The sequence below is a fragment of the Nocardioides sp. Z21_20 genome, from assembly GCF_059766585.1.
Map to the genome: position 1 here is coordinate 554995 of NZ_JCBAJX010000002.1, position 19580 is coordinate 574574.

Annotated in this window: 24 protein-coding genes and 1 other RNA gene; 21 read left to right on the forward strand and 4 right to left on the reverse strand. The window is 70.7% G+C overall.

Annotation, left to right across the window (positions count from 1 at the left end; translation table 11 throughout):
• Positions 1 to 3: 3 nt before the first annotated feature.
• The 3 genes from AC6EH9_RS06360 (at position 4) to AC6EH9_RS06370 (ending at position 2881) form a co-directional block, all read left to right on the forward strand.
• Entirely contained in the window at positions 4 to 1545 is a 1542-nt protein-coding gene (locus AC6EH9_RS06360; protein ID WP_498421654.1) for an MFS transporter, read from the forward strand.
• A 118-nt stretch (positions 1546 to 1663) separates the two neighbouring features.
• Positions 1664 to 2308 carry a superoxide dismutase family protein gene (locus AC6EH9_RS06365; RefSeq protein ID WP_498421655.1) on the forward strand — a complete coding sequence of 215 codons (645 nt, stop codon included), beginning with the start codon at positions 1664 to 1666 and terminating at the stop codon, positions 2306 to 2308.
• Between the two features lie 39 nt (positions 2309 to 2347).
• Positions 2348 to 2881 (forward strand): hypothetical protein, encoded by a 534-nt coding sequence (locus tag AC6EH9_RS06370; RefSeq protein ID WP_498421656.1) that lies wholly within the window; start codon positions 2348 to 2350, stop codon positions 2879 to 2881.
• Here the strand turns inward: AC6EH9_RS06370 and AC6EH9_RS06375 are convergent.
• Positions 2878 to 3129, reverse strand: coding sequence for a hypothetical protein (locus AC6EH9_RS06375; protein ID WP_498421657.1), 252 nt, complete (start codon positions 3127 to 3129; stop codon positions 2878 to 2880). The two genes, AC6EH9_RS06370 and AC6EH9_RS06375, sit on opposite strands and share 4 nt — an antisense overlap.
• Before the next feature lie 278 nt (positions 3130 to 3407).
• On the opposite strand from AC6EH9_RS06375, the gene AC6EH9_RS06380 reads away from it, so the two are divergent.
• From AC6EH9_RS06380 to AC6EH9_RS06425, 10 genes are all read left to right on the forward strand, one after another.
• Entirely contained in the window at positions 3408 to 3998 is a 591-nt protein-coding gene (locus AC6EH9_RS06380) for an excalibur calcium-binding domain-containing protein (protein ID WP_498421658.1), read from the forward strand.
• Positions 3999 to 4020: 22 nt separating this feature from the next.
• Positions 4021 to 4548 (forward strand): hypothetical protein, encoded by a 528-nt coding sequence (locus AC6EH9_RS06385; protein WP_498421659.1) that lies wholly within the window; start codon positions 4021 to 4023, stop codon positions 4546 to 4548.
• A 165-nt stretch (positions 4549 to 4713) separates the two neighbouring features.
• The gene (locus AC6EH9_RS06390) at positions 4714 to 5982 is read left to right on the forward strand and encodes a TadA family conjugal transfer-associated ATPase (protein WP_498421660.1); all 1269 of its coding nucleotides are present in this window, start codon (positions 4714 to 4716) and stop codon (positions 5980 to 5982) included.
• Positions 5982 to 6836 (forward strand): type II secretion system F family protein, encoded by an 855-nt coding sequence (locus AC6EH9_RS06395; protein WP_498421661.1) that lies wholly within the window; start codon positions 5982 to 5984, stop codon positions 6834 to 6836. Before AC6EH9_RS06390 ends, AC6EH9_RS06395 begins: the two co-directional genes overlap by 1 nt.
• Positions 6833 to 7774 carry a type II secretion system F family protein gene (locus AC6EH9_RS06400; protein ID WP_498421662.1) on the forward strand — a complete coding sequence of 314 codons (942 nt, stop codon included), beginning with the start codon at positions 6833 to 6835 and terminating at the stop codon, positions 7772 to 7774. Before AC6EH9_RS06395 ends, AC6EH9_RS06400 begins: the two co-directional genes overlap by 4 nt.
• A gap of 29 nt (positions 7775 to 7803) precedes the next feature.
• Complete coding sequence (locus AC6EH9_RS06405) at positions 7804 to 8010, forward strand: hypothetical protein (RefSeq protein WP_498421663.1); 207 nt, start codon at positions 7804 to 7806, stop codon at positions 8008 to 8010.
• A gap of 50 nt (positions 8011 to 8060) precedes the next feature.
• The gene (locus tag AC6EH9_RS06410; protein ID WP_498421664.1) at positions 8061 to 8411 is read left to right on the forward strand and encodes a TadE/TadG family type IV pilus assembly protein; all 351 of its coding nucleotides are present in this window, start codon (positions 8061 to 8063) and stop codon (positions 8409 to 8411) included.
• Positions 8408 to 8845, forward strand: coding sequence for a hypothetical protein (locus AC6EH9_RS06415; RefSeq protein ID WP_498421665.1), 438 nt, complete (start codon positions 8408 to 8410; stop codon positions 8843 to 8845). Before AC6EH9_RS06410 ends, AC6EH9_RS06415 begins: the two co-directional genes overlap by 4 nt.
• 1 nt (position 8846) lies before the next feature.
• Positions 8847 to 9293 (forward strand): pilus assembly protein TadG-related protein, encoded by a 447-nt coding sequence (locus AC6EH9_RS06420; RefSeq protein ID WP_498421666.1) that lies wholly within the window; start codon positions 8847 to 8849, stop codon positions 9291 to 9293.
• Positions 9294 to 9390: 97 nt separating this feature from the next.
• Positions 9391 to 9870, forward strand: coding sequence for a CAP domain-containing protein (locus tag AC6EH9_RS06425; protein WP_498421667.1), 480 nt, complete (start codon positions 9391 to 9393; stop codon positions 9868 to 9870).
• Between the two features lie 24 nt (positions 9871 to 9894).
• Here the strand turns inward: AC6EH9_RS06425 and AC6EH9_RS06430 are convergent, their stop codons facing one another.
• A complete protein-coding gene (locus AC6EH9_RS06430; RefSeq protein WP_498421668.1) occupies positions 9895 to 10497 on the reverse strand; it encodes a TetR/AcrR family transcriptional regulator in 603 nt (200 codons plus the stop codon).
• A 68-nt stretch (positions 10498 to 10565) separates the two neighbouring features.
• On the opposite strand from AC6EH9_RS06430, the gene AC6EH9_RS06435 reads away from it, so the two are divergent.
• Positions 10566 to 11438 carry an oxygenase MpaB family protein gene (locus AC6EH9_RS06435; RefSeq protein ID WP_498421669.1) on the forward strand — a complete coding sequence of 291 codons (873 nt, stop codon included), beginning with the start codon at positions 10566 to 10568 and terminating at the stop codon, positions 11436 to 11438.
• Positions 11439 to 11733: 295 nt separating this feature from the next.
• Positions 11734 to 12852: a peptide chain release factor 2 gene (gene prfB / locus AC6EH9_RS06440; RefSeq protein WP_498421670.1), complete on the forward strand. Its 1119-nt coding sequence runs from the start codon at positions 11734 to 11736 to the stop codon at positions 12850 to 12852.
• Between the two features lie 7 nt (positions 12853 to 12859).
• Here prfB and AC6EH9_RS06445 read toward each other — a convergent pair whose 3' ends face one another.
• Positions 12860 to 13489 carry a hypothetical protein gene (locus AC6EH9_RS06445; RefSeq protein WP_498421671.1) on the reverse strand — a complete coding sequence of 210 codons (630 nt, stop codon included), beginning with the start codon at positions 13487 to 13489 and terminating at the stop codon, positions 12860 to 12862.
• An 82-nt stretch (positions 13490 to 13571) separates the two neighbouring features.
• On the opposite strand from AC6EH9_RS06445, the gene ftsE reads away from it, so the two are divergent.
• The 6 genes from ftsE to ssrA all read left to right on the forward strand — a co-directional run bounded on the left by ftsE (position 13572) and on the right by ssrA (position 18397).
• Positions 13572 to 14261, forward strand: coding sequence for a cell division ATP-binding protein FtsE (ftsE, locus tag AC6EH9_RS06450; RefSeq protein WP_498421672.1), 690 nt, complete (start codon positions 13572 to 13574; stop codon positions 14259 to 14261).
• Positions 14262 to 14294: 33 nt separating this feature from the next.
• Positions 14295 to 15206: a permease-like cell division protein FtsX gene (gene ftsX / locus AC6EH9_RS06455; protein WP_498421673.1), complete on the forward strand. Its 912-nt coding sequence runs from the start codon at positions 14295 to 14297 to the stop codon at positions 15204 to 15206.
• 56 nt (positions 15207 to 15262) lie between these two features.
• Entirely contained in the window at positions 15263 to 16564 is a 1302-nt protein-coding gene (locus AC6EH9_RS06460) for a M23 family metallopeptidase (protein WP_498421674.1), read from the forward strand.
• A 35-nt stretch (positions 16565 to 16599) separates the two neighbouring features.
• Positions 16600 to 17076, forward strand: coding sequence for an SsrA-binding protein SmpB (smpB, locus tag AC6EH9_RS06465; RefSeq protein WP_498421675.1), 477 nt, complete (start codon positions 16600 to 16602; stop codon positions 17074 to 17076).
• Positions 17077 to 17078: 2 nt separating this feature from the next.
• Positions 17079 to 17972 (forward strand): amidohydrolase family protein, encoded by an 894-nt coding sequence (locus AC6EH9_RS06470; protein ID WP_498421676.1) that lies wholly within the window; start codon positions 17079 to 17081, stop codon positions 17970 to 17972.
• Between the two features lie 57 nt (positions 17973 to 18029).
• Positions 18030 to 18397: a transfer-messenger RNA gene (gene ssrA / locus AC6EH9_RS06475) on the forward strand.
• Between the two features lie 92 nt (positions 18398 to 18489).
• Here the strand turns inward: ssrA and AC6EH9_RS06480 are convergent.
• The gene (locus tag AC6EH9_RS06480; protein WP_498421677.1) at positions 18490 to 18651 is read right to left on the reverse strand and encodes a hypothetical protein; all 162 of its coding nucleotides are present in this window, start codon (positions 18649 to 18651) and stop codon (positions 18490 to 18492) included.
• Between the last annotated feature and the right edge of the window lie 929 nt (positions 18652 to 19580).

Below are 19580 nucleotides of genomic sequence, written 5' to 3' on the forward strand. Positions count from 1 at the left end.
CGCGTGACCAACGCCGCCCCCCAGCTCGATCCAGAAAGCGCGGCCCTCCCGTCCCGTGGCAAGCCCGGCCTGACCCTGATCGCGGTCTGCTTCGGCCTCTTCATGGTCGGTCTCGACTCGACCGTGGTGCACATCGCCAACCCGGCCATCCAGGCCGACCTCGGAGCCTCGTTCGGCGAGCTCCAGTGGATCATCAACTCCTACCTCCTCGCCCTCGCCGTCTTCCTGATCCCCGGCGGCAAGATCGGCGACCGGCTCGGCCGCAAGCGGCTCTACCTGCTCGGGGTCGGGCTCTTCGGCGTGGCCAGCATCGCCATCGGCCTGGTCGGCAGCGTCGAGGGCGTCCTGGTCTTCCGCGCCCTGCAGGGCCTGAGCGCGGCGATGCTGATGCCGCAGACCATCTCCCTGCTGCGCGCGACGTTCTCGCGCGAGATGTTCGGCATGGCGGTCGGCATCTGGGGCGGGATCTCCTCGGTCGCCATCGCCGGCGGGCCGCTGGTCAGCGGAGTCATCGTGGAGCACTTCGGCTGGGAGTGGGTCTTCTACATCAACGCCCCGATCGCGGTCGTCGCGATCATCTTCGGCGCGATCGTCATCAAGGAGACGCCCAAGGTCGTCGAGGGCCGCCTCGACTGGGCCGGCGTGGTGCTGCTCGGGCTCTCGCTCTTCGCTGTGGTGTTCGGCGTCGTCCAGGCGCAGGCCTGGGGCTGGGCCTCGGTCGAGATCATCGCCACGTTCGTGGCGGCGCTGGTGCTGTTCGCGATCTTCCTGCGCGTCGAGAGCCGCGTCGAGTTCCCGCTGCTGCCGCTGAGCCTGTTCCGCTCCGCGGGGGTCAGCGTCGGTGGGCTGGTGTTCGTCGCGAACTTCTTCGCGATCCTCGGCGTCACCTTCCTGATCACGCTGTTCCTGCTCAACACGATGGGCCACTCCACCACCAAGGCCGGCCTGCTGATGCTGCCGATGAGCGCCTTCTCGATCCCGTCGGCCCCGCTCGGCGCGTTCCTGACCACCAAGATCGGTCCCCGCAAGGTGGCCGCGCTCGGTCTGGCGCTGATGGCGGTCGGCCTGCTCGTGCTCACCCAGGTCGACGCGACCACGTCGTACTGGTGGATGGCGGTGCCGTTCGTGGTGATCGCGTTCGGCTCCGGCTTCGCGATCCCCTCGGCCGCGGACCTGCTCGTCGGCGGGGCGCCGGTGCACCTGGCCGGCGTGGCCGGCGGCTTCCAGACCACCTGCATCCAGGTCGGCGGCGCGATCGGCACCGCCGTGCTCTCGGCCATCGTGGCCGCGAAGGTCACCCCCGCGGTCAAGGCCGCGGGGCTGCCCGCGGACGCGCAGGAGGCGGGCGCCGCGGGCGTGGTCTTCGACGGCCTGCCGGCGATCAACGACGCCTTCGTCAGCGGCATGCACGTCGGCCTCGTGGTGGCTGCGGGGCTGTGTGCCGTGGTGGCCGCGGCGGTGATGATCGCGGTGCGCGAGCCCGAGCACCACGACTTCTCCACCGTGCTCGAGGAGACCGTGGAGGGTCAGGCCGGGCACGACTGAGCGCCCCTGCCCCGTCCCTTGACAGGCTCGGCGGCCGCGGAGGAACGTCGATGGTCCGACTAGAGCAGAGCCGCCTCCGCGAGGGCATGCACCCTCGCCCGGACGAGAGGGTGACGACATGTTGGCACGGACCCAGGCACGAGCAGCCGCGATGGCAGGTGGAGCCGCCCTGCTCACCGCGGCCGTCATCGTGACGACGAACGGCGTCGGCGGCGCGGCGGACAACGGCGGCAGAGCCGCCGGCGCCGTCGCACCGAGCCATCAGCACACGAGACCACATCACAGCAGGACGGAGCAGGTCGTGCTGCGTGACGTGGACGGTCAGCGCGTCGGGCGGGTCTCGCTGCAACAGCGCGGCGACGTGGTGGTGGTCCAGGGACGGTTCCGGTTGCTGTCGCCGGGCTTCCACGGCTTCCACGTCCACACCACCGGTCTGTGTGAGGCGGACGCCCCCGCCGGGCCGTTCACCACCGCGGGCGGGCACTACACCGGCGGGGAGACGACCCACGGCGACCACGCCGGGGACCTGCCCTCGCTGCTGGTGACCGAGTCGGGGCAGGCATACGCGCAGTTCGCCACGGACCGGTTCACCCTGGCGGAGCTGCGCGACGCCGACGGCTCCGCGGTGATGGTGCACGAGGGCCGCGACAACTTCGCCAACATCCCGGAGCGCTACTCCTCCGCGGGGACCCCGGGGCCGGACGCCAGCACCCTGGCCACCGGTGACGCGGGCACGCGCGCCGCGTGCGGGGTGATCCGCTGAGCGCGTGTGGGCAGTCGTGGATCGGGGTAGACGCGCCGCATGGGATGGAACTGCACGATCGCCGTCGTCGAGGGAGCCACGCTCGAGGACCTCGCCCGTATCGGCTGGCGCGTCATCGACTCGACCCTCGCCTGGGAGGAGGCGACGACGAGCGACAACCAGGGCCTCGCGGGCTGGGCGCAGGACGGTCGCCTCGTCCTGGCCAGTGGCGGCTTCGAGCTCGTCGACCGCGTCGACGAGCTCGCCACGCTGGGGACGGTCTACTCCGGGCTCTTCGGCTCGGTCACCGACACCTACGACTGGCGGGTGGCCGGGCCGGGCATCGAGCGCCGGTGGGCCTGGTCGGAGTACGAAGAGGTGCTCAACGAGGGTGATCCGCATCCTGCGGAGGAGGGCCTCGAGAGCCTCGACGAGGACAACCTCTTCCTGCTGCTCGAGCGGATGGGCGGGTTGCGCTACGACGAGCGGCTCGAGGAGGCGCGGTTCGTGGTGATCGACCCGGCGGGCGCCGCGGCGAGTGGTCCGGTGGAGGCGCCGGTGCCTGCGAGCAAGCGGCGGCGGTGGTTCCGTTAGCTGAGGACCCCGCTGGGTTCGACGTTGTCCTGGGCAAGCGCCGCGCTGAGGACCGTGACGAGTGACCGCGACGGCGAGCACGAGGTCGCGCCCAGGTCGCTGATCGTGTTGTCGAGCAGGCTGTACGGCGCTGTGGCGACCGCGGCCGCCACGAGCTCGCACGAGACGTACAGCGGCTGGACCAGCCACATCAGTGCGCCCACCCGGGTGGTCGAGCGAAGGGGTGTCTCGAAGGTGGTCGCGGCCATGGCGGTCTCCCTGGTGGCTGCTGGCGAGCTCCTGGCCGGATTCTGCCGCTGTCTGCGGGCCACCGGCAAGCGTTGGGGTCGGCGTCAGTGCCGGGCATGTGGTGGTTCTTGGCGGCGTTCGGATATTGCCGTAACGCCACGCCGAACTCTCCGGGCTGGTGAAGTGACGCTCACATCTACGGCTACTAAGGAGAAGGTTCTCGTGCGGCGGATCGGGCTTGTTCTAGGGATGGTGGCGGCTGCGTTCACGCTCCAACCCACCTGCATCCGCGGCGGACATGGACTGCGGTGATTTCCCCTCGCAGAAGGCTGCTCAGCTCTTCTTCCTCAACCACAGTCCGGCAGCTGATCCCCACAGGCTCGACGGCGACGGGGACGGAATCGTGTGCGAGTCGCAGGGAGCGCCGTACTACTACGGGAGCGACCCGACTCCCGGCGGCGGGGGTGGTGGGAACTCGACCCAGCAGCCGACAAAGCCGGCGTCGATCAAGGTCGTCAAGGTGCTCCAGGGTGATCTGCTGAAACTGCGGCAGGGCGCGAGGCCCGCATACAAGGTCCGCCTCGTCGGCGCGCTGGTTCAGGGGAACTCGTGCGTGAGGATCGGCGCCAAGCGCGACCTGCAGTCCTGGATCAAGCCTGGGCGCGTCGTGAAGGTGAAGTTGGACCGGCGGGCACCGCGTCGGGACAAGCAAGGCATTCAACTTGCGCACGTCGTCACGAAGCGCGGCAACTACACCATCGGCGGCACCCAGGTGGCATCCGGATGGGCAGTGCTTCCGGGGTACCAGTTCACCGATCGAGCGCGCTACACGCGGTGGGCTGAGCTAGCGGAGCGCGAGGGCCTGGGGATGCATGGAGCGTGTGGCTAGAGCGTCACGGCCCGGCAGAGGGATGAGTGAGGCCGTCCGGTACGAGTGGGCCGGTTTCGCGCGCAAGCGCTGGGGCCCGGTCAGCGTCACAGTCAGGGTCCACTCCGTCGAGGCCACAGCCGGCGACGCCACCATCGTGCTGAACCTCACCGACCGCACCCCGCGACACGAGCCCCGCCCTCACCTGCCCGTGCCGTTCAGACATGGAGTGCCCGTCGAGCTGAACGGCCGCCATGTCGCGACCGTGCGCAACGAGCCTGGCGGCCCGCTTGGGTTGTTCGTGCGCTGGGCTCGCCAGGAGATCAATGGCGACCCGGGCTTCGTGCTGCCTGGGATGCGGCTGGCGAACCGAGCCTTCCCCGGGCTGACGAGCCTGACGTGTGATGCCGGCACGCTCGTGAGGTCGAACGTGCTGGCGGCGCCGTGGAACGACCTGGCCTGGCACTACACGGTGCCGGGCATCGCAGCCGGCGCGCCCTACGTCAGAGCTGGCACGCGCCCTGAGCACGTCGCCCTGTGGTTCGCGCTCCGCGAGACCACCCGCGCCTGAGTCAGAACCGTCCGCGGGCGATCGGCGTGCGCAGCTCGACCCAGGTGCCTGCTTCTCATCCGCCCCACAAGTATTTGTTGTCCACAGGTGCGTGAAGTGACCCTTCCTCGTGGGTGTGATCGGCGGTAGAACTCTTTGGGGGGAGCCTTACGGGGGACGGTGCGGATGACGTTGACCACGGCACACGGGCACGGCGCGTCGGGTCACGCCGCCCTGGTGGAGCTCCTCGATGAGCGGGTGCGCGAGATCGTGCGCCGCGAGAACATCGACCCCCAGCGTGATGCCGGCGTGGTACGCCGCATCGCGGAGGCCGTGGTCCGTGAGCACGACGAGCGCAGCCTGACCGGTGCGGTGGCGCCGGTCGCGGACCCGGCGGTGCTGGTGGGGGAGCTGCTGGCCCGGGTCTCCGGGTTCGGCCCGCTCCAGGCGTTCCTCGACGACCCGAGCGTGGAAGAGGTCTGGATCAACGACCCGAGTCAGGTGTTCGTGGCCCGCAACGGGCGCCATGAGCTGACCAACCTGGTGCTGACCACGGCGCAGGTGCGCGAGCTGGTGGAGCGGATGCTCAAGTCCAGCGGGCGGCGCATCGACATCAGCCAGCCGTTCGTGGACGCCATGCTCCCCGAGGGACACCGCCTCCACGTGGTGCTCGAGGGGATCAGTCGCGGCTTCTCGGCCGTCAACATCCGCAAGTTCGTGCTCAAGGCGGCCCGGCTGCACGACCTCGTCGACCTCGGCAGCCTGAGCCCCCGCGCCGCGGTGTTCCTCGAGGCCTCCGTGCGCGCCGGCCTCAACGTCCTCGTCGCCGGCGGCACGCAGACCGGCAAGACCACGATGCTCAACTGCCTGGCCGCCTCGATCCCAGGCGGGGAGCGGGTCATCTCCACCGAAGAGGTCTTCGAGCTGCGCTTCCCGCACCCGGACTGGGTCCCGCTGCAGACCCGGCAGTCGGGGCTGGAGGGCACCGGCGAGATCCGGCTGCGCGACCTGGTCAAGGAGAGCCTGCGGATGCGGCCGAGCCGGATCATCGTCGGTGAGGTGCGTGCCGAGGAGTGCCTCGATCTGCTCCTCGCCCTCAACTCGGGCCTGCCGGGGATGTGCACGCTCCACGCCAACAGCGCCCGCGAGGCGCTGGTCAAGATGTGCACGCTGCCGCTGCTCGCCGGGGAGAACATCTCGTCGCGGTTCGTCGTGCCCACGGTGGCCAGCTCGGTGGACCTGGTCGTCCACCTGGGGCTCGACCCTCGCGGCGTGCGCCGGGTCAACGAGATCGTGGGCGTGCCGGGACGAGTCGAGAACGACATCATCGAGAGCGAGGTCCTCTTCACCCGGCAGGGCGGCGAACTGCGCCGCGGTGCGGGCATGCCGCCGCACCTGGAGCGCTTCGAGCGGGTCGGCATCGACGTCCACCGCGTCCTGAACGAGGGCGCCTGATGGGAGCGCTGCTGGGGCTCGGCGTCGGGGTCGGGCTGGCGATGGTGTGGTCGGCGTTCTTCTGGCCCCGCCAGCCGCGTCGCGTCGCTCCCCGACCCGGGTGGCTCACCCAGCTGCTCGCCCGGGCGGGGCTGGGACAAGTCAGTGCCTCAAGCCTGCTGGTGCTGTGCCTGGTCCTCGCATTGGTCACGGCAGTGGTCATCCAGCTCGTCTCCGCGACCCCGCCGGTGGCGCTCACCTTCGCCGCGATCGCGGGCTACCTCCCGGTGGCCGTCGTGGCGGGACGGGCGCGGCGGCGCCAGCAGGAGTTCGCGGAGGTCTGGCCCGAGGCGGTCGACAACCTCGCCTCCGGGGTCCGGGCGGGGCTCTCGCTGCCCGACGCGCTGGCAGCGCTGGGCGTCAGGGGGCCGGAGCCGCTGCGCGACGCCTTCGAGCAGTTCGCGCTGGACTACCAGGTCACCGGCCGCTTCGGGGCGTCGCTCGACAAGCTCAAGGACCGGCTCGCGGACCCGGTCGGTGACCGCGTGGTCGAGGGGCTGCGGGTGGCCCGCGAGGTGGGCGGCGGCGAGCTCGGGCGCCTGCTGCGCAACCTCTCGGGCTATCTGCGTGACGAGGCGCGGACCCGCTCGGAGATGGAGTCCCGCCAGGCGTGGACGGTGAACGGGGCCCGGCTGGCCGTGGCGGCGCCCTGGCTGGTCCTGCTGCTGCTCTGCTTCCAGTCCGAGGCCATCTCGCGCTACTCCTCCCCGGCCGGGGTGCTCGTGCTCGTCTTCGGCGCGGGGGCCTGCGTGCTGGCCTACGGGCTGATGATGCGGCTGGGCCGGCTACCCACCGAGCGGCGGATCCTGTCATGAGCCTGACCCTCTGGGGCGCCCTGCTCGGCGCGGTGGTCGGGGGAGCGCTGCTCCTGATCGGGCAGCGCATCGCCTTCATCCGCCGGCCCCAGCTGGCGCTGCGGGTGTTGCCCTACGTGCGCGACCTGCCGCAGGTCGGGCGCACCCCGACGCTCACGCTCCCGGGCTCGACGCCGGTCTCCGCGGCGAGCGGCGTGTTCGGCCCGGTGCTCCGCTCGGCGGGGCAGTGGGTGGAGCGCATCCTGGGCGGTGCCACGTCCGTACGACGCCGACTCGAGCGCGCCGGCATCGACAAGAGCGTCCAGGAGTTCCGCGTCGAGCAGGTGCTCTGGGGCCTCGTCGGCTTCGCCCTCGTCGCGGCGTACGGCGTGCTCGAGGCGCTGCGCGACCCCAGCGGCTCCCTCGGCACGCTCATCCTGTGCTTGACCGCGTTCGCCACCGGCGTCCTCGCCCGCGACTACCACCTCACCGGCCAGGTGAGGGCCCGCGAGCGGCGGATCCTGGCGGAGTTCCCGACGGTGGCCGAGCTGCTGGCGCTCTCGGTGGCAGCGGGGGAGAGCCCGGTGGCCGCGCTGGACCGGGTGGTCCAGCGCAGTGGCGGCGAGCTCTCGCGCGACCTCGGCCGGGTGCTCGCCACCATCCGTACCGGTGCCCCGGTCGGAGAGGCCTTCGACCGGCTGGCCGCCCGGACGGGGCTGCCGCTGGTGGCCCGCTTCGCCGAGGGCATCGCGATCGCGGTGGAGCGGGGCACCCCACTGGCCGACGTGCTGCACGCCCAGGCCGCCGACGTGCGTGAGGCAGGCCGGCGCGAGCTGATCGAGGTGGCGGCCCGCAAGGAGGTCCTGATGATGGTGCCGGTCGTCTTCCTGGTGCTGCCCGTGACCGTGCTCTTCGCGTTCTGGCCCGGCGTCGTCGGGCTCAGCCTCACCGCCCCCTGACCCACAGACCACGATGAGAAGAGGAACCCATGGACCCGATCTCGCTGGCGATGACCCGCCTCTACGTCCTGTTGAGCCTGCCGAGGGCACCCGAGCGCGACGAGCGCGGGGACGTGCCGGGCTGGGTGATGATCACGGTGATGACCGCCGGTCTCGTCGGCGGTCTGCTCGCCATCGCCCGGCCCCAGCTCAACCAGATGCTCAAGAGCGCGCTCGCCGGCGTCGGCGGCGGCTGAGCGTGTCCGGGGCCGGCCGACAGGCCGGGACGGACGAGCAGGGGTCCGCGGTGGTCGACTTCGTGCTGGTGATGGTCGTGCTCGTCCCGCTCGTGCTGGGGATCCTGCAGGTCGGGCTCGTCCTGCACGTGCGCAACACGCTCGCCTCGGCCGCCTCGGAGGGCGCCCGTCACGCCGGCACCCTCGACGCCGGCCCGGCGGACGGGGCGGCGCGGACCCGGGCGGAGATCACCGGGGCGCTCTCGGGCCGCTACGCCAGTGACGTCACGGCCCGGCAGACGTCGGTGGACGGCGCCCCCGGCGTGGTGGTGACGGTGCGCGCCTCGGTGCCGCCGCTGGGGCTGTGGGGTCCGGGCGTCGCGCTGGAGGTTAGCGGGCACGCGGTCGAGGAGGAGCGGTGAGCCGCCGGCGCGGCGAGCAGGGCAGCGCGCTGGTCGAGCTGATCTGGCTGGGGCTCCTGCTGCTGGTGCCGCTGGTCTACCTGATGCTCTCGGTCTTCGAGGTGCAGCGCGGCGCGTTCGCGGTCACGGCGGCCTCGCGGGCCGCCGCCCGCGCCTACGCGCTGGCCGAGAACGACGCGGCCGGAGAGCGCGACGCCCGGTCGGTCGCGCGTCGTGCGCTCGCGGACCAAGGCCTCCAGGACGCACCGCTCGACCTCCACGTCAGCTGCCGTCCGGACCCGGGCGACTGCCACAGCGGCACCTCGGTGATCACCGTGCGCATCGACTCGCAGGTGAGGCTCCCGCTGGCGCCCGCCCTGTTCGGTGGCGGCGCCCCGACGTTCCGCCTCGACGCCACCCACTCCGTGCCCGTCGGCCAGTTCCAGGAGCGCTGAGATGGGCCGCTCGAGCTCCGGCGACGAGCGCGGTCAGACGTCGCTGATGATCATCGGCTTCGTGACGATCCTGCTGCTGGCCGTCGCCGTGGTGGTCGACGCCTCGGCCGCCTACCTCCAGCGTCAGGGGCTCGCGACCCTCGCCGACGGCGCCGCCCTGCACGGTGCCGACGGTGGCGCCCGGGGTCAGGAGACGTACACGACCGGGCTCGCCGACGACCGGCTCGCCCAGGCCGCCCCCGGGGCGCGGGCCGCGGTCGCCGACTACCTGCGCGCCACCGACGCCTATCGGCGCTACCCGGGCCTGACCTACCAGGTGCGCGCGGACGCGGAGCGGATCGTGGTCCAGATCCGGGCCCCGCTGGACCTGCCGCTGAGCCTGCCCGGCTCCCCGGGCAGCGCCACGATCGGCGCCCAGGGATCGGCGGTGGTGACCATCGAGCGCTGAGTGTGGCGCGTCCCACCCTCGGCGCCGGTGGGGGTTGGGCAGGGTGCGCGGGCTTGCCACGATGGGACGCTGCACTCGCTCCAACCAAGGAGGGACGTTGTTCCCCAGCAAGCAGCTCGGCGTGATCCTGGCCCTGACGGCAGCGACGCTGCTGGTCCCGACGTCGACCACGCCCGCCCAGGCCACGCAGGAGCGCACCACGCTGACCCCGGAGCGCTACGAGAACCAGGCCGTCAAGGCGACCAACCGGCAGCGCCAACGCCGCGGCCCCAGGGCCCTGGTCGTCAACCGCTGCCTCGAGCGCCAGGCTGACCGGCAGGCGCTGAAGATGGCGCGGCAGCGGCGGATCTTCCACCAGGACCTCACCCGGGTGCTGCGCGCGTGCGGGTTGCGCAGCGTGGGGGAGAACGTCGCGGTCGGCTACCCCAACGGCAGGGCCGTGGTGAACCGCGGCTGGATGCGCTCGGCCGGGCACCGCCAGAACCTGCTCAACCCGAGCCACCGACTCGTCGGCATCGGAGCGGTGAAGCGGGGCGGCCGCTGGTACGTCGCGCAGGTCCTCGGCGCGAAGCGCTGAGGCAGCCGCCGAACCCGGGCGCCCTCAGCGGCGTACGACGGCCGCCACCGCGCGCGCGACCGCGTCCGCGAAGTCGTCGCCGCCCAGCGTGCCGGGGGAGGCGGTGGCCTGGTCGTCCTCGAACAGGGCCTGCGAGGCGCCCAGCGCGAAGAGGATCCGCCAGGCCGCCTCGGCGTCGGGCGCGGTCGCGCCGAAGCGCTGCTGCAGCCAGCCCACCACCGCGCCGGCGAGCAGCCGGCTGCTGCGCAGGTTGCGCTCGGTGAAGTCCCCGGTGCCCTGGCCCTCGACCAGGAACGCCCGCATCGCGGCCCGGTGCTCGGCGAAGATGCCGAGCGCCTCGCGGGCCAGCAGCGCCAGCGCCCGCTCGTCGTCGGGCTCGGCGTCGGCGCGCGCGAAGGCCGCCGCGGTGCTCTCCTCGATGGCGCTCAGTGCGCGCTCCTGAACGGCCAGCAGCAGGCCGGTGCGGTCGCGGAAACGGTGGTACAGCGAGCCGTTGGACGTCCCGGCCGCCCGGGCGACCGCCGCAACGGTGACCGCCTGCAGGCCACCCGCGGCGAGCAGGTCCAGCGTGGCGTCGAGCATCCGGTCCGCCGAGGACGAGCTTCGAGACTGCAGAGGGGCGCGCACGGCCACAGGGTATCGAGCGCCCTCGCCGACCCCTTTACGGAGTAGAGCGTCCGCTCTAGTCTGGCGCGATGAAGCGCGATCACTGGAAGGTCCTCAACGACTCCCTCGACCCCGAGCGCGACTACGTCGAGATCTATCGCAACGTGGTGATGCACGAGTTCCCCTGGGACATGAACCAGGCGCTGAGCTTCGCCCTCTTCCGCACCTACGCCGTACCCGGGGTGGGCCGGCTGCTGTTCGAGACCGGCCAGTTCACCGGGCAGGTGCAGAAGCGCTACGACGACACCGCGCTGCTGCTCGAGCCGCCGGTCCGCCACGGCTTCGAGGACCCGCGCGCGCGGGCCGCGATCCGGCGGATCAATCAGATGCACCGCAGCTACGACATCCCCGACCACGAGATGCTCTACGTGCTCTCGACGTTCGTGGTCGTCCCCAAGCGCTGGCTCGACGACTACGGCAAGCGGCCGCTGAGCGACAACGAGGTGCGAGCGTCGGTCAACTACTACCGCCGCCTGGGTCGGCACATGAACATCGGTGACATCCCCGAGACCTATGCCGGCTTCGCCGACTTCATGGACGCCTACGAGGTGGAGCACTTCGCCTTCGACCGGGGCGCCCGCGAGGTCGCCGACTCGACGATGGCGCTGATGCAGACCTTCTATCCCGCCTTCGCCGCGCGTGCGGTCGAGGTGTTCAGCCGGTCGCTGATGGACCGTCCGCTGCTCACCGCGTTCCGCTACGACGAGCCCGCGGCTCCCGTGGTGCGGGCTTCGCGGGCCGCGCTCCGGGCGCGCGGCAAGGTGCTCCGGCTCTTCCCCGCCCGGGTGCGGGGCAAGGCGATCGAGGACCTGTCCTGGATCCGCAGCTACCCCGACGGGTACGACGTGGAGCAGCTCGGCACCTTCCCCTCGGCCTGCCCGGTCCCGCACGCCGCCAGCTGACGCCGCGCCGAAACCCGCGAGTCGGCGCTACCTCGCACCCGAGTGGGCGCGAGTCGGCGCTACTTTTGCCGCCCGCCGCCCGCCGCCCGCCGCCCGCCGCCCGCTGCGCCTACCCGCAGGTAACTGGAGGATCGCACGCACCAGGTGCACGGGAATCTCCAGTTACTTGCCGGTCACCGGGGGGCGCCCCACGTTCCGTCGGCGATGGGGGTGACGCTTGCCCAGACAGTCCCATCCACCCCCATCGCACCGGCACGGGCCGACTGTTAGCCGAAGTGACGTAACCTTGGTTGACGTGGCAGGCCCCGATTATGACCAGAAGATCAAGCAGCTCCAGGCGACGATGCACACCATCGAGCAGGTGCTCGACATCGACGCGATGCGCGTCGAGATCGGGCGGCTCGGCGAGGAGGTGGCCGCACCCGACCTGTGGGACGACCAGGCCAACGCGACCCGGGTGACCGGGCGGCTCTCGCTGCTCCAGGGGCAGGTCGACCGGTTCGTCGAGCTCAGCGAGCGCATCGACGACCTCGCGATCATGGTCGAGCTCGCCCAGGACGAGAGCGACGCCGACTCGCTGGCCGAGGTCGACCGTGACCTGGAGAAGATCACCAAGGCCGTCGACGGCCTGGAGGTCCGCACCCTGCTCTCCGGCGAGTACGACGCGCGCGAGGCGCTGGTGATGATCCGCGCCGGCGCCGGCGGCGTCGACGCGGCCGACTTCGCCGAGACCCTGATGCGGATGTACATCCGCTGGGCCGAGCAGCACGGCTACCCGGTCGAGGTCTTCGACACCTCCTACGCCGAGGAGGCCGGGCTCAAGTCCGCCACCTTCGCCATCCACGCGCCGTACGCCTACGGCACGCTCTCGGTGGAGGCGGGCACCCACCGCCTGGTGCGGATCAGCCCCTTCGACAACCAGGGCCGGCGCCAGACCAGCTTCGCCGCCGTCGAGGTCGTCCCCGTGCTCGAGCAGACCGACGAGATCGAGGTTCCCGACGAGGAGATCCGCGTCGACGTCTACCGCTCCGGCGGCCCGGGCGGCCAGTCGGTCAACACCACCGACTCCGCCGTCCGGCTGACCCACATCCCCACCGGCACGGTGGTCAGTTGCCAGAACGAGAAGAGCCAGCTGCAGAACAAGGCCAGCGCCATGGTCGTGCTCAAGGCCAAGCTGCTCGCGCTGAAGAAGGCCGAGGAGAAGGCCCACCTCGACGGCCTGCGCGGCGACGTCCAGGCGTCGTGGGGCGACCAGATGCGCAATTACGTGCTGAACCCCTACCAGGTGGTCAAGGACCTGCGCACCGGCTACGAGTCGGGCAACCCGCAGTCCGTCTTCGACGGCGACATCGACCCGTTCCTCGAGGCCGGCATCCGCTGGCGTCGCGGCATGGACAAGGCCGAGGCGAACTAGTCGCGGCTCAGCCGGCGACGCTGGTGGCGACGTTGACGCACCACGCGTCGGCGCGCTCCAGCAGCGCGTCGGCCTCGGCGCCCGGCTCGGAGACCGAGCAGGTCAGCCACGCGTCGCCGAACAGCCCGCGGAACGACGCCTCGGCAGGCCTATCGCCCGCGGCGTCGCACACCCGGGCGAGGCTCGGGGCGCCGAACGCCGGGGCGTCCGCGACCACCCGGCAGCCCTGCGCGCGGCCCAGCTCGCGGACCAGCCGCCTGGCGCGCGCCTGGGTGACCGGGGGGACGAACACCCACGCCCGGGCCTGGGCCCCGTCCTCGGCGGTGAACACGCAGCCGAGCTCGTGCGAGACGTCCTCGACGCCGTCGGTCAGCTGGGCGGTGTCACCGTTGCCGTAGCGCGCCGTGGCGTCGACCGGGTCGCCGAGCGCCTCCTCGACGGCCGCCGGGGGGATCGCGTCGCAGAACTCGGCGCGAGGCACCGCCAGCGTGGTGGTGTCGAGGTCGCGCAACGGCGTGCTCACCGCGCTGGCCTCCGCGCTCGGCGCGTCGTCAGCGCCGCCGGTGCACCCGGACACGCCGGCCAGCACCAGGCTCAGCAGAGCCGGGCAGGCGAGGGCGGACAGGACGCGGGGCATGTGGCCAAACATACGTCGCTGAGGCTCTCCGAGAGGGCGCGGGTGCGGGGATCGCGACCGTCTCTCGGCTACTCTCGGCCCAGTGATTCGCTTCGAGAAGGTCACCAAGACCTACCCCGGCCAGGGCCGCCCCGCGCTCGACCAGATCTCGGTCGATGTCGACAAGGGCGAGTTCGTCTTCCTGGTCGGCGCCTCCGGTTCGGGCAAGTCGACGTTCCTGCGCCTGACCTTGCGTGAGACCCGGCCCACCAGCGGCCGGGTGTACGTGGCAGGCAAGGAGATCAACCGGCTCGCGAGCTGGAAGGTGCCCCGGCTGCGCCGCGACATCGGCACGGTCTTCCAGGACTTCCGGCTGCTGCCCAACAAGACCGTCAACGAGAACGTCGCCTTCGCCCTGCAGGTGATCGGCAAGCCCCGCAAGGAGATCAACGCGCTGGTCCCCGAGACCCTCGAGCTGGTCGGCCTCGAGGGCAAGGGCGATCGGCTGCCCGACGAGCTCTCCGGCGGCGAGCAGCAGCGCGTCGCGATCGCCAGGGCGTTCGTGAACCGGCCGATGATCCTGATCGCCGACGAGCCGACCGGAAACCTCGACCCCACGACGTCGGTGGGCATCATGAAGCTGCTGGACCGGATCAACCGGACCGGCACCACGGTGCTGATGGCCACCCACGACGCCGGCATCGTCGACCAGATGCGCAAGCGCGTGATCGAGCTCGAGGACGGCCACGTCATCCGTGACCAGGCCCAGGGCGTCTACGGCTTCCAGAACTGATCGTCCCTTCCCCCCGAAGAGAGTCTCTCCTCCATGCAGCTCCGCTACGTCTTCTCCGAGCTCGGCCAGGGCCTGCGCCGCAACCTGTCCATGCACATCGCGGTCGTGCTCACGCTCTTCGTCTCGCTCACCCTCGTCGGTCTCGGCGTACTGCTCAACCAGCAGGCCACCAAGGCCGCCGACCACTGGGGCAGCCAGCTCCAGATCACGGTCTGGCTGTGCACCGCGCAGGACGACAACCCGGCCTGTGCCGGGGAGGTGACCGACGTGCAGAAGGAGGCGATCCTGGACAAGATCGAGGAGAGCCCCGAGGTCGCCGGCTCCCACGTGGAGTCCAAGGAGGAGGCCTTCGAGAAGGTCAAGGAGCTGCTCGGCCCCGACAAGTTCGATGGACCCAACCCGGCCGCCACGGCCGAGGCGATGCCCGAGTCGATCTGGATCGAGCTGAAGGACCCCGACGAGTACGAGGGCGTCGTCAGCGCCGTCCAGGGCCTCGACGGCGTCTCCGGCATCCGTGACCTGCGCGACGTCCTCGAGCCGATCTACGGCTCCATCAACGCCCTGCAGTGGGCAGCGCTGGGCACCGCCGCGTTCCTGGTGCTCGCCGCGCTGCTGCTGGTGGGCAACACGATCCGGCTGGCCGCCTTCGCGAGGCGCAAGGAGATCGGCATCATGCGCCTGGTCGGCGCCTCCACCCTCTACATCGCGCTGCCGTTCCTGCTCGAGGCCGTGGTCACCGCGCTGATCGGGGTGGCGCTGGCCGCCGGGGCGCTGGGGGGCTTCATGTACTTCGGGATCCACGAGCGCGCCGGCGACTCGCTGAAGTTCATGCCGTGGATCGGCATGGAGGAGTACTGGTGGGCGGTTCTGGCCGTGGCCGCGCTCGGCCCGGTGCTCACGCTGCTTCCGACACTCGTGCTGACCCGCAAATACCTCAAAGTCTGACTCCGCTCGGTTACGGTCGTCGCGTCCATATTCTCGTGACAACCGAAGGTCTACCGGTGCGATCCTTCCCCCGTGCCGCGCACCGTCGCCTGCCCGCTGCTACCGCAGCGTTGGCTCTGGCGCTTGGCGCGCTCACGTCCCCCGCAGCCTCCATCTCCAGCCTCTCCTCCGCCTCCGCAGCCGCCCCTGACGACCTCACGGGCAAGCAGCGCAAGGTCGAGAAGCAGATCGACCGCGCCCACGACCACCTCGAGGAGTCCAGCGCCGCCTGGCGCCGGGCGTCCGCCCGGCTCGGCGCCGCCCAGAGCGCCCTGGCCGAGGCCCGCGCGGCCCAGGCCAAGGCCCGGGTCCGGCTCGGCGAGGCCCGCGTCAAGGACGCCCAGATGAAGGCGGCCCTGGCCCGTGCGCAGAGCCGTCTGGTCAGCGCCCGCTCGGCCCTCAAGGCCAGCCGGGGCGAGCTCGAGGACCAGCGCGGCGTCGTCTCCGGCGTGGTCACGTCGTTCTACAAGGAGGGCGACCCCGAGCTGCTGGCCTTCGCCTCGGCGCTCGGCGCGGAGGACCCCACCGACCTGACTCGTGGTGCCCGGGCCCGTGACGTGATCGTGGGCAACGAGACCCGCGCCTACGACGAGCTGCGTGCCACCGAGGTGCTGCTCGGGGTGCGCGAGAAGACGGTTGAGCGGGCCCGCGACGAGGTCGCCACCCAGCGTGAGGCGGCCGCCGAGCACCTGGTCACGATGACCGAGGTGACCCAGCAGGCGCAGGCGGCCACCGCCAGCGTGCGGTCCAAGGTCGTCAGCCAGCGCACCGCCGCTCAGCAGGCCAACCGGGTCAAGGCCCGGGACCGCCAGGTCCTGGAGCGCCTCGAGCGCCAGGAGGAGCGGATCTCGGAGATGCTGCGCCGCCGGGCCGCGCAGGCGCGCCGCCAGGCGGGCGGAGGTGGACCGGTCGGCAACCCCGGGGGATACCTGAGCTGGCCCGTGCGCGGCGCCTCGGTCACCTCGTCGTACGGGATGCGCACCCACCCGATCTACGGCTACCAGTCCCTGCACGACGGCACCGACTTCGGTGCGGGCTGCGGGCAGGCGCTGTACGCCGCCGCCGACGGCCGGGTCGCCTCGCGCTACTACCAGACCGCCTACGGCAATCGCCTGATCCTCGACCACGGACTGGTCCGCGGCGTCGGTCTGGCCTCCATCTACAACCACGCCACCCGCTACGTCGTGAGCCCCGGACAGCGCGTCCAACGCGGCCAGGTGATCGGCTACGTGGGCAACACCGGCTGGTCGACCGGCTGCCACCTGCACTACACGGTGATGGTCAACGGCAGGGCGACCAACCCGATGAACTGGCTCTGATCAACCGGCTTGCCACGACTTGAGAGAATGGGTGCATGGTCAAGGAGCAGGGCCTCAAGATGGTCGCGCAGAACAAGAAGGCTCGCCACGACTACCACATCGAGGACACCTATGAGGCGGGCATGGTGCTCGTCGGCACCGAGGTGAAGTCGCTGCGCGCCGGGCGCGCGTCGCTGGTCGACGGGTTCGTCGAGATCGACGCGAGCGAGGCGTGGCTGCACGGGGTCCACATCCCCGAGTACAGCCAGGGCACGTGGACCAACCACTCCGCGCGCCGCAAGCGCAAGCTGCTGCTCAACCGCCAGGAGATCGACAAGATCGAGCGCCGCGTCAACGAGAAGGGGCTGACCGTGGTGCCGCTGTCGATCTACTTCAAGGACGGCCGCGCCAAGATCGAGATCGCGCTGGCCAAGGGCAAGAAGTCGTGGGACAAGCGCCAGACGATCGCCGAGCGCACCGCGAACCGGGAGAAGGAGGCGGCGCTGGGTCGCCACCTCAAGGGCATGGACTGACGGTGGCCGACGAGCCGCTGGAGGCCACCCGCGCCTTCTGGCGCGACCTCGCGCTGCCGGGGCTCTTCGACATCCACACCCACTTCCTGCCGCCGCGGGTGACGGCCAAGGTGCGCGCGGAGTTCGACGCGGCCGGCCCGCTGATCGGCCGGCCCTGGCCGCTGCGCTACCGCGACACCGACGACGCTCTCGTCGACACGCTGCGCGCGCTCGGCGTACGCCGCTTCACCGCCCTGCCCTACGCCCACAAGCCGCAGATGGCGGAGTTCCTCAACGACTGGGCGGCCGGCTTCGCCGCGCGGGTGCCCGAGGCGCTGCACTGCGCGACGCTCTTCCCCGAGCCCGGCGCCGCGGCGTACGTCGAGCGCCGCATCGCGCAGGGGGCCGAGGTCTTCAAGGTCCACGTCCAGGTCGGCGCCTTCCACGTCACCGACCCGCTGCTGGACGCCGCGTGGGGGGTGCTCGCGGAGGCAGGCACGCCGGTGGTGCTGCACGCCGGGTCGGGGCCCGTCCCCACCGAGCACACCGGGCCCGGTCCGGTCGCCGAGCTGCTGGCCAGGCACCCACGCCTGTGCTTGGTGATCGCCCACATGGGGGCGCCGGAGTACGCCGAGTTCCTCGACCTCGCCGAGCGCCACGAGCGGGTCCGCCTCGACACCACGATGGCGTTCACCGCCTTCTTCGAGGAGATGGGCGGGCCCTACCCGGCCGACCTGGTCGCGCGCCTGGGCGACCTCGGCGACAAGGTGCTGCTGGGCTCGGACTTCCCGAACATCCCCTACGCCTACCTCGAGCAGCTGCGCGGCCTGGAGCGGCTCGGGCTGGGGGAGGAGTGGCTGCGTGCGGTGTGCTGGAACAACGCGGCCGCGCTGCTGGGGACACCGTCCGGGGAATAACCTGCAGCGCCTGCTTGCTGCATCCCGTAGACTGCCCAGCAGTTCGACAACTCAAGAGGGGCTGATCGGTTTCGACTTGGGACGTTAGTCCCAGGGGAAGCGGGTCGAGGAGCCAGCGTTATCTCGTTAACGATCGCTGGAAACCAATAACTGCCGAAACCAAGCGCAGTAACTTCGCTCTCGCTGCCTGAGCAGTGATCGAAGGGTCGGTCTGGGGGCGCCTCCGCTCCAGTAGCCGGCCTCATCTAGGAGGCTTGCTGATCAACGCACGTCAGGGGTGTTGATCGGGACTTTTTCCTGACTGAGCCTGTCGGTGACCTGTTCGTGGGAGCACCGGGGCTGAGAAAACGGCATCACGAACTGCACCCGGAGAAGCCCTGGTACGACGCTCGAGGACGCGGGTTCGATTCCCGCCAGCTCCACGCGTTCGCCCTCTTGATCGTGAGCCGCTCCGACACCGTCGGAGCGGCTCACGTGCGTTCTCTGCCCCGTCACTAGCAATCCGTCTGCGCCGTGCTCATGCGGCGGGCGGGGCGACTGTCGCGTCGCGCCTACCTGATCGGACGAGCGCCTCGGCGATGAAGCCGGTGGCTTTCAGGTCCTCGACGAAGGCGTGCAGGAATCCGAGCGTCTGGGGGCTGCGGGTCCGCGTGGTGCCCACGGCCTGCTGGATCTCCATGAAGCACGCCTCGAGCAGCCGGGTCCCGGGATGGGCGGCAACGAAGTCGGCGATTGGCTGACGGATGCCGGCAGCGACCTTCAGTTGCTGTTCGGGCGAACACCGCGGTGCCCTCGCTGCCACGCACCACCTCCGCCTGAGCCAGGGTGCGGGTGAGAGGCGAATGACCCGGACCGGGAACTACCGGCACGGCAACGAGCGCGTGGCTCGCCAGCCTCCCCGCAACAGGCGCTGAACGGCCGTTTCAGGTGGCCTGAACGATGGGTGCTGATCGGGGGCCCGGGGGAGACCGAGGTCACGTCTCGTGGACTTGCTCCCGAGGGGGTCGGCACGTAGTGTTCTCCGGGTTGCCCCCAGTGCGGCGGGTGCGGGTCCGATCAGGAGTCGCAGCCCAAGCCAGGGGTGGCCGTCTTGTTCGCGCAAAGGTCGCGGCGCCATTGCGGTGTCATGTCCAAAAGCGGCCCGGACGGGGACTTTCTCCCGAATTGCTTGTCGGCCGGTTGTAAGGCAAGATTCTCCACGGAGATTCACGCCGAATAGCCGCAAGAGTTTTCGAGCTTCCACACCCTGAATTGGGTGCGGAAAACGAAAACGGGCCGGTTTGCAAAGCGGGAAAGTCCGAAGTAAAGTAGGACAAGCCCCGACAGGGAGGCCGAGAGGCCGAACGTCGAGAGCGTGTGATGTTTGAGAACTCAACAGTGTGTCATATTAGTCGACGAATTAGTTTGATGCCTCGTCGATCACCTTTGGTGGTTGATGATTTCTTTGGCAAGGATTATGTCTGACAGTTAGTGATAATTGTCAGTGGTTGTTCTTGCTGGGATGTGGCTCTTTTTTCACGGCTGGCTGCTCTTTGGGGTGGTTGGTTGTGTGTTGTTTTTCAACGGAGAGTTTGATCCTGGCTCAGGACGAACGCTGGCGGCGTGCTT

Bases quoted from the DNA above. Each gene is read 5' to 3' on its own strand.
- AC6EH9_RS06365 (WP_498421655.1), top strand. From the start codon at position 1,664: ATGTTGGCACGGACCCAGGCACGAGCAGCCGCGATGGCAGGTGGAGCC.
- AC6EH9_RS06370 (WP_498421656.1), top strand. From the start codon at position 2,348: ATGGGATGGAACTGCACGATCGCCGTCGTCGAGGGAGCCACGCTCGAG.
- AC6EH9_RS06375 (WP_498421657.1), bottom strand. From the start codon at position 3,129: ATGGCCGCGACCACCTTCGAGACACCCCTTCGCTCGACCACCCGGGTG.
- AC6EH9_RS06380 (WP_498421658.1), top strand. From the start codon at position 3,408: ATGGACTGCGGTGATTTCCCCTCGCAGAAGGCTGCTCAGCTCTTCTTC.
- AC6EH9_RS06385 (WP_498421659.1), top strand. From the start codon at position 4,021: ATGAGTGAGGCCGTCCGGTACGAGTGGGCCGGTTTCGCGCGCAAGCGC.
- AC6EH9_RS06390 (WP_498421660.1), top strand. From the start codon at position 4,714: ATGACGTTGACCACGGCACACGGGCACGGCGCGTCGGGTCACGCCGCC.
- AC6EH9_RS06395 (WP_498421661.1), top strand. From the start codon at position 5,982: ATGGGAGCGCTGCTGGGGCTCGGCGTCGGGGTCGGGCTGGCGATGGTG.
- AC6EH9_RS06400 (WP_498421662.1), top strand. From the start codon at position 6,833: ATGAGCCTGACCCTCTGGGGCGCCCTGCTCGGCGCGGTGGTCGGGGGA.
- AC6EH9_RS06405 (WP_498421663.1), top strand. From the start codon at position 7,804: ATGGACCCGATCTCGCTGGCGATGACCCGCCTCTACGTCCTGTTGAGC.
- AC6EH9_RS06420 (WP_498421666.1), top strand. From the start codon at position 8,847: ATGGGCCGCTCGAGCTCCGGCGACGAGCGCGGTCAGACGTCGCTGATG.
- AC6EH9_RS06435 (WP_498421669.1), top strand. From the start codon at position 10,566: ATGAAGCGCGATCACTGGAAGGTCCTCAACGACTCCCTCGACCCCGAG.
- AC6EH9_RS06445 (WP_498421671.1), bottom strand. From the start codon at position 13,489: ATGCCCCGCGTCCTGTCCGCCCTCGCCTGCCCGGCTCTGCTGAGCCTG.
- ftsX (WP_498421673.1), top strand. From the start codon at position 14,295: ATGCAGCTCCGCTACGTCTTCTCCGAGCTCGGCCAGGGCCTGCGCCGC.
- smpB (WP_498421675.1), top strand. From the start codon at position 16,600: ATGGTCAAGGAGCAGGGCCTCAAGATGGTCGCGCAGAACAAGAAGGCT.
- AC6EH9_RS06480 (WP_498421677.1), bottom strand. From the start codon at position 18,651: ATGGAGATCCAGCAGGCCGTGGGCACCACGCGGACCCGCAGCCCCCAG.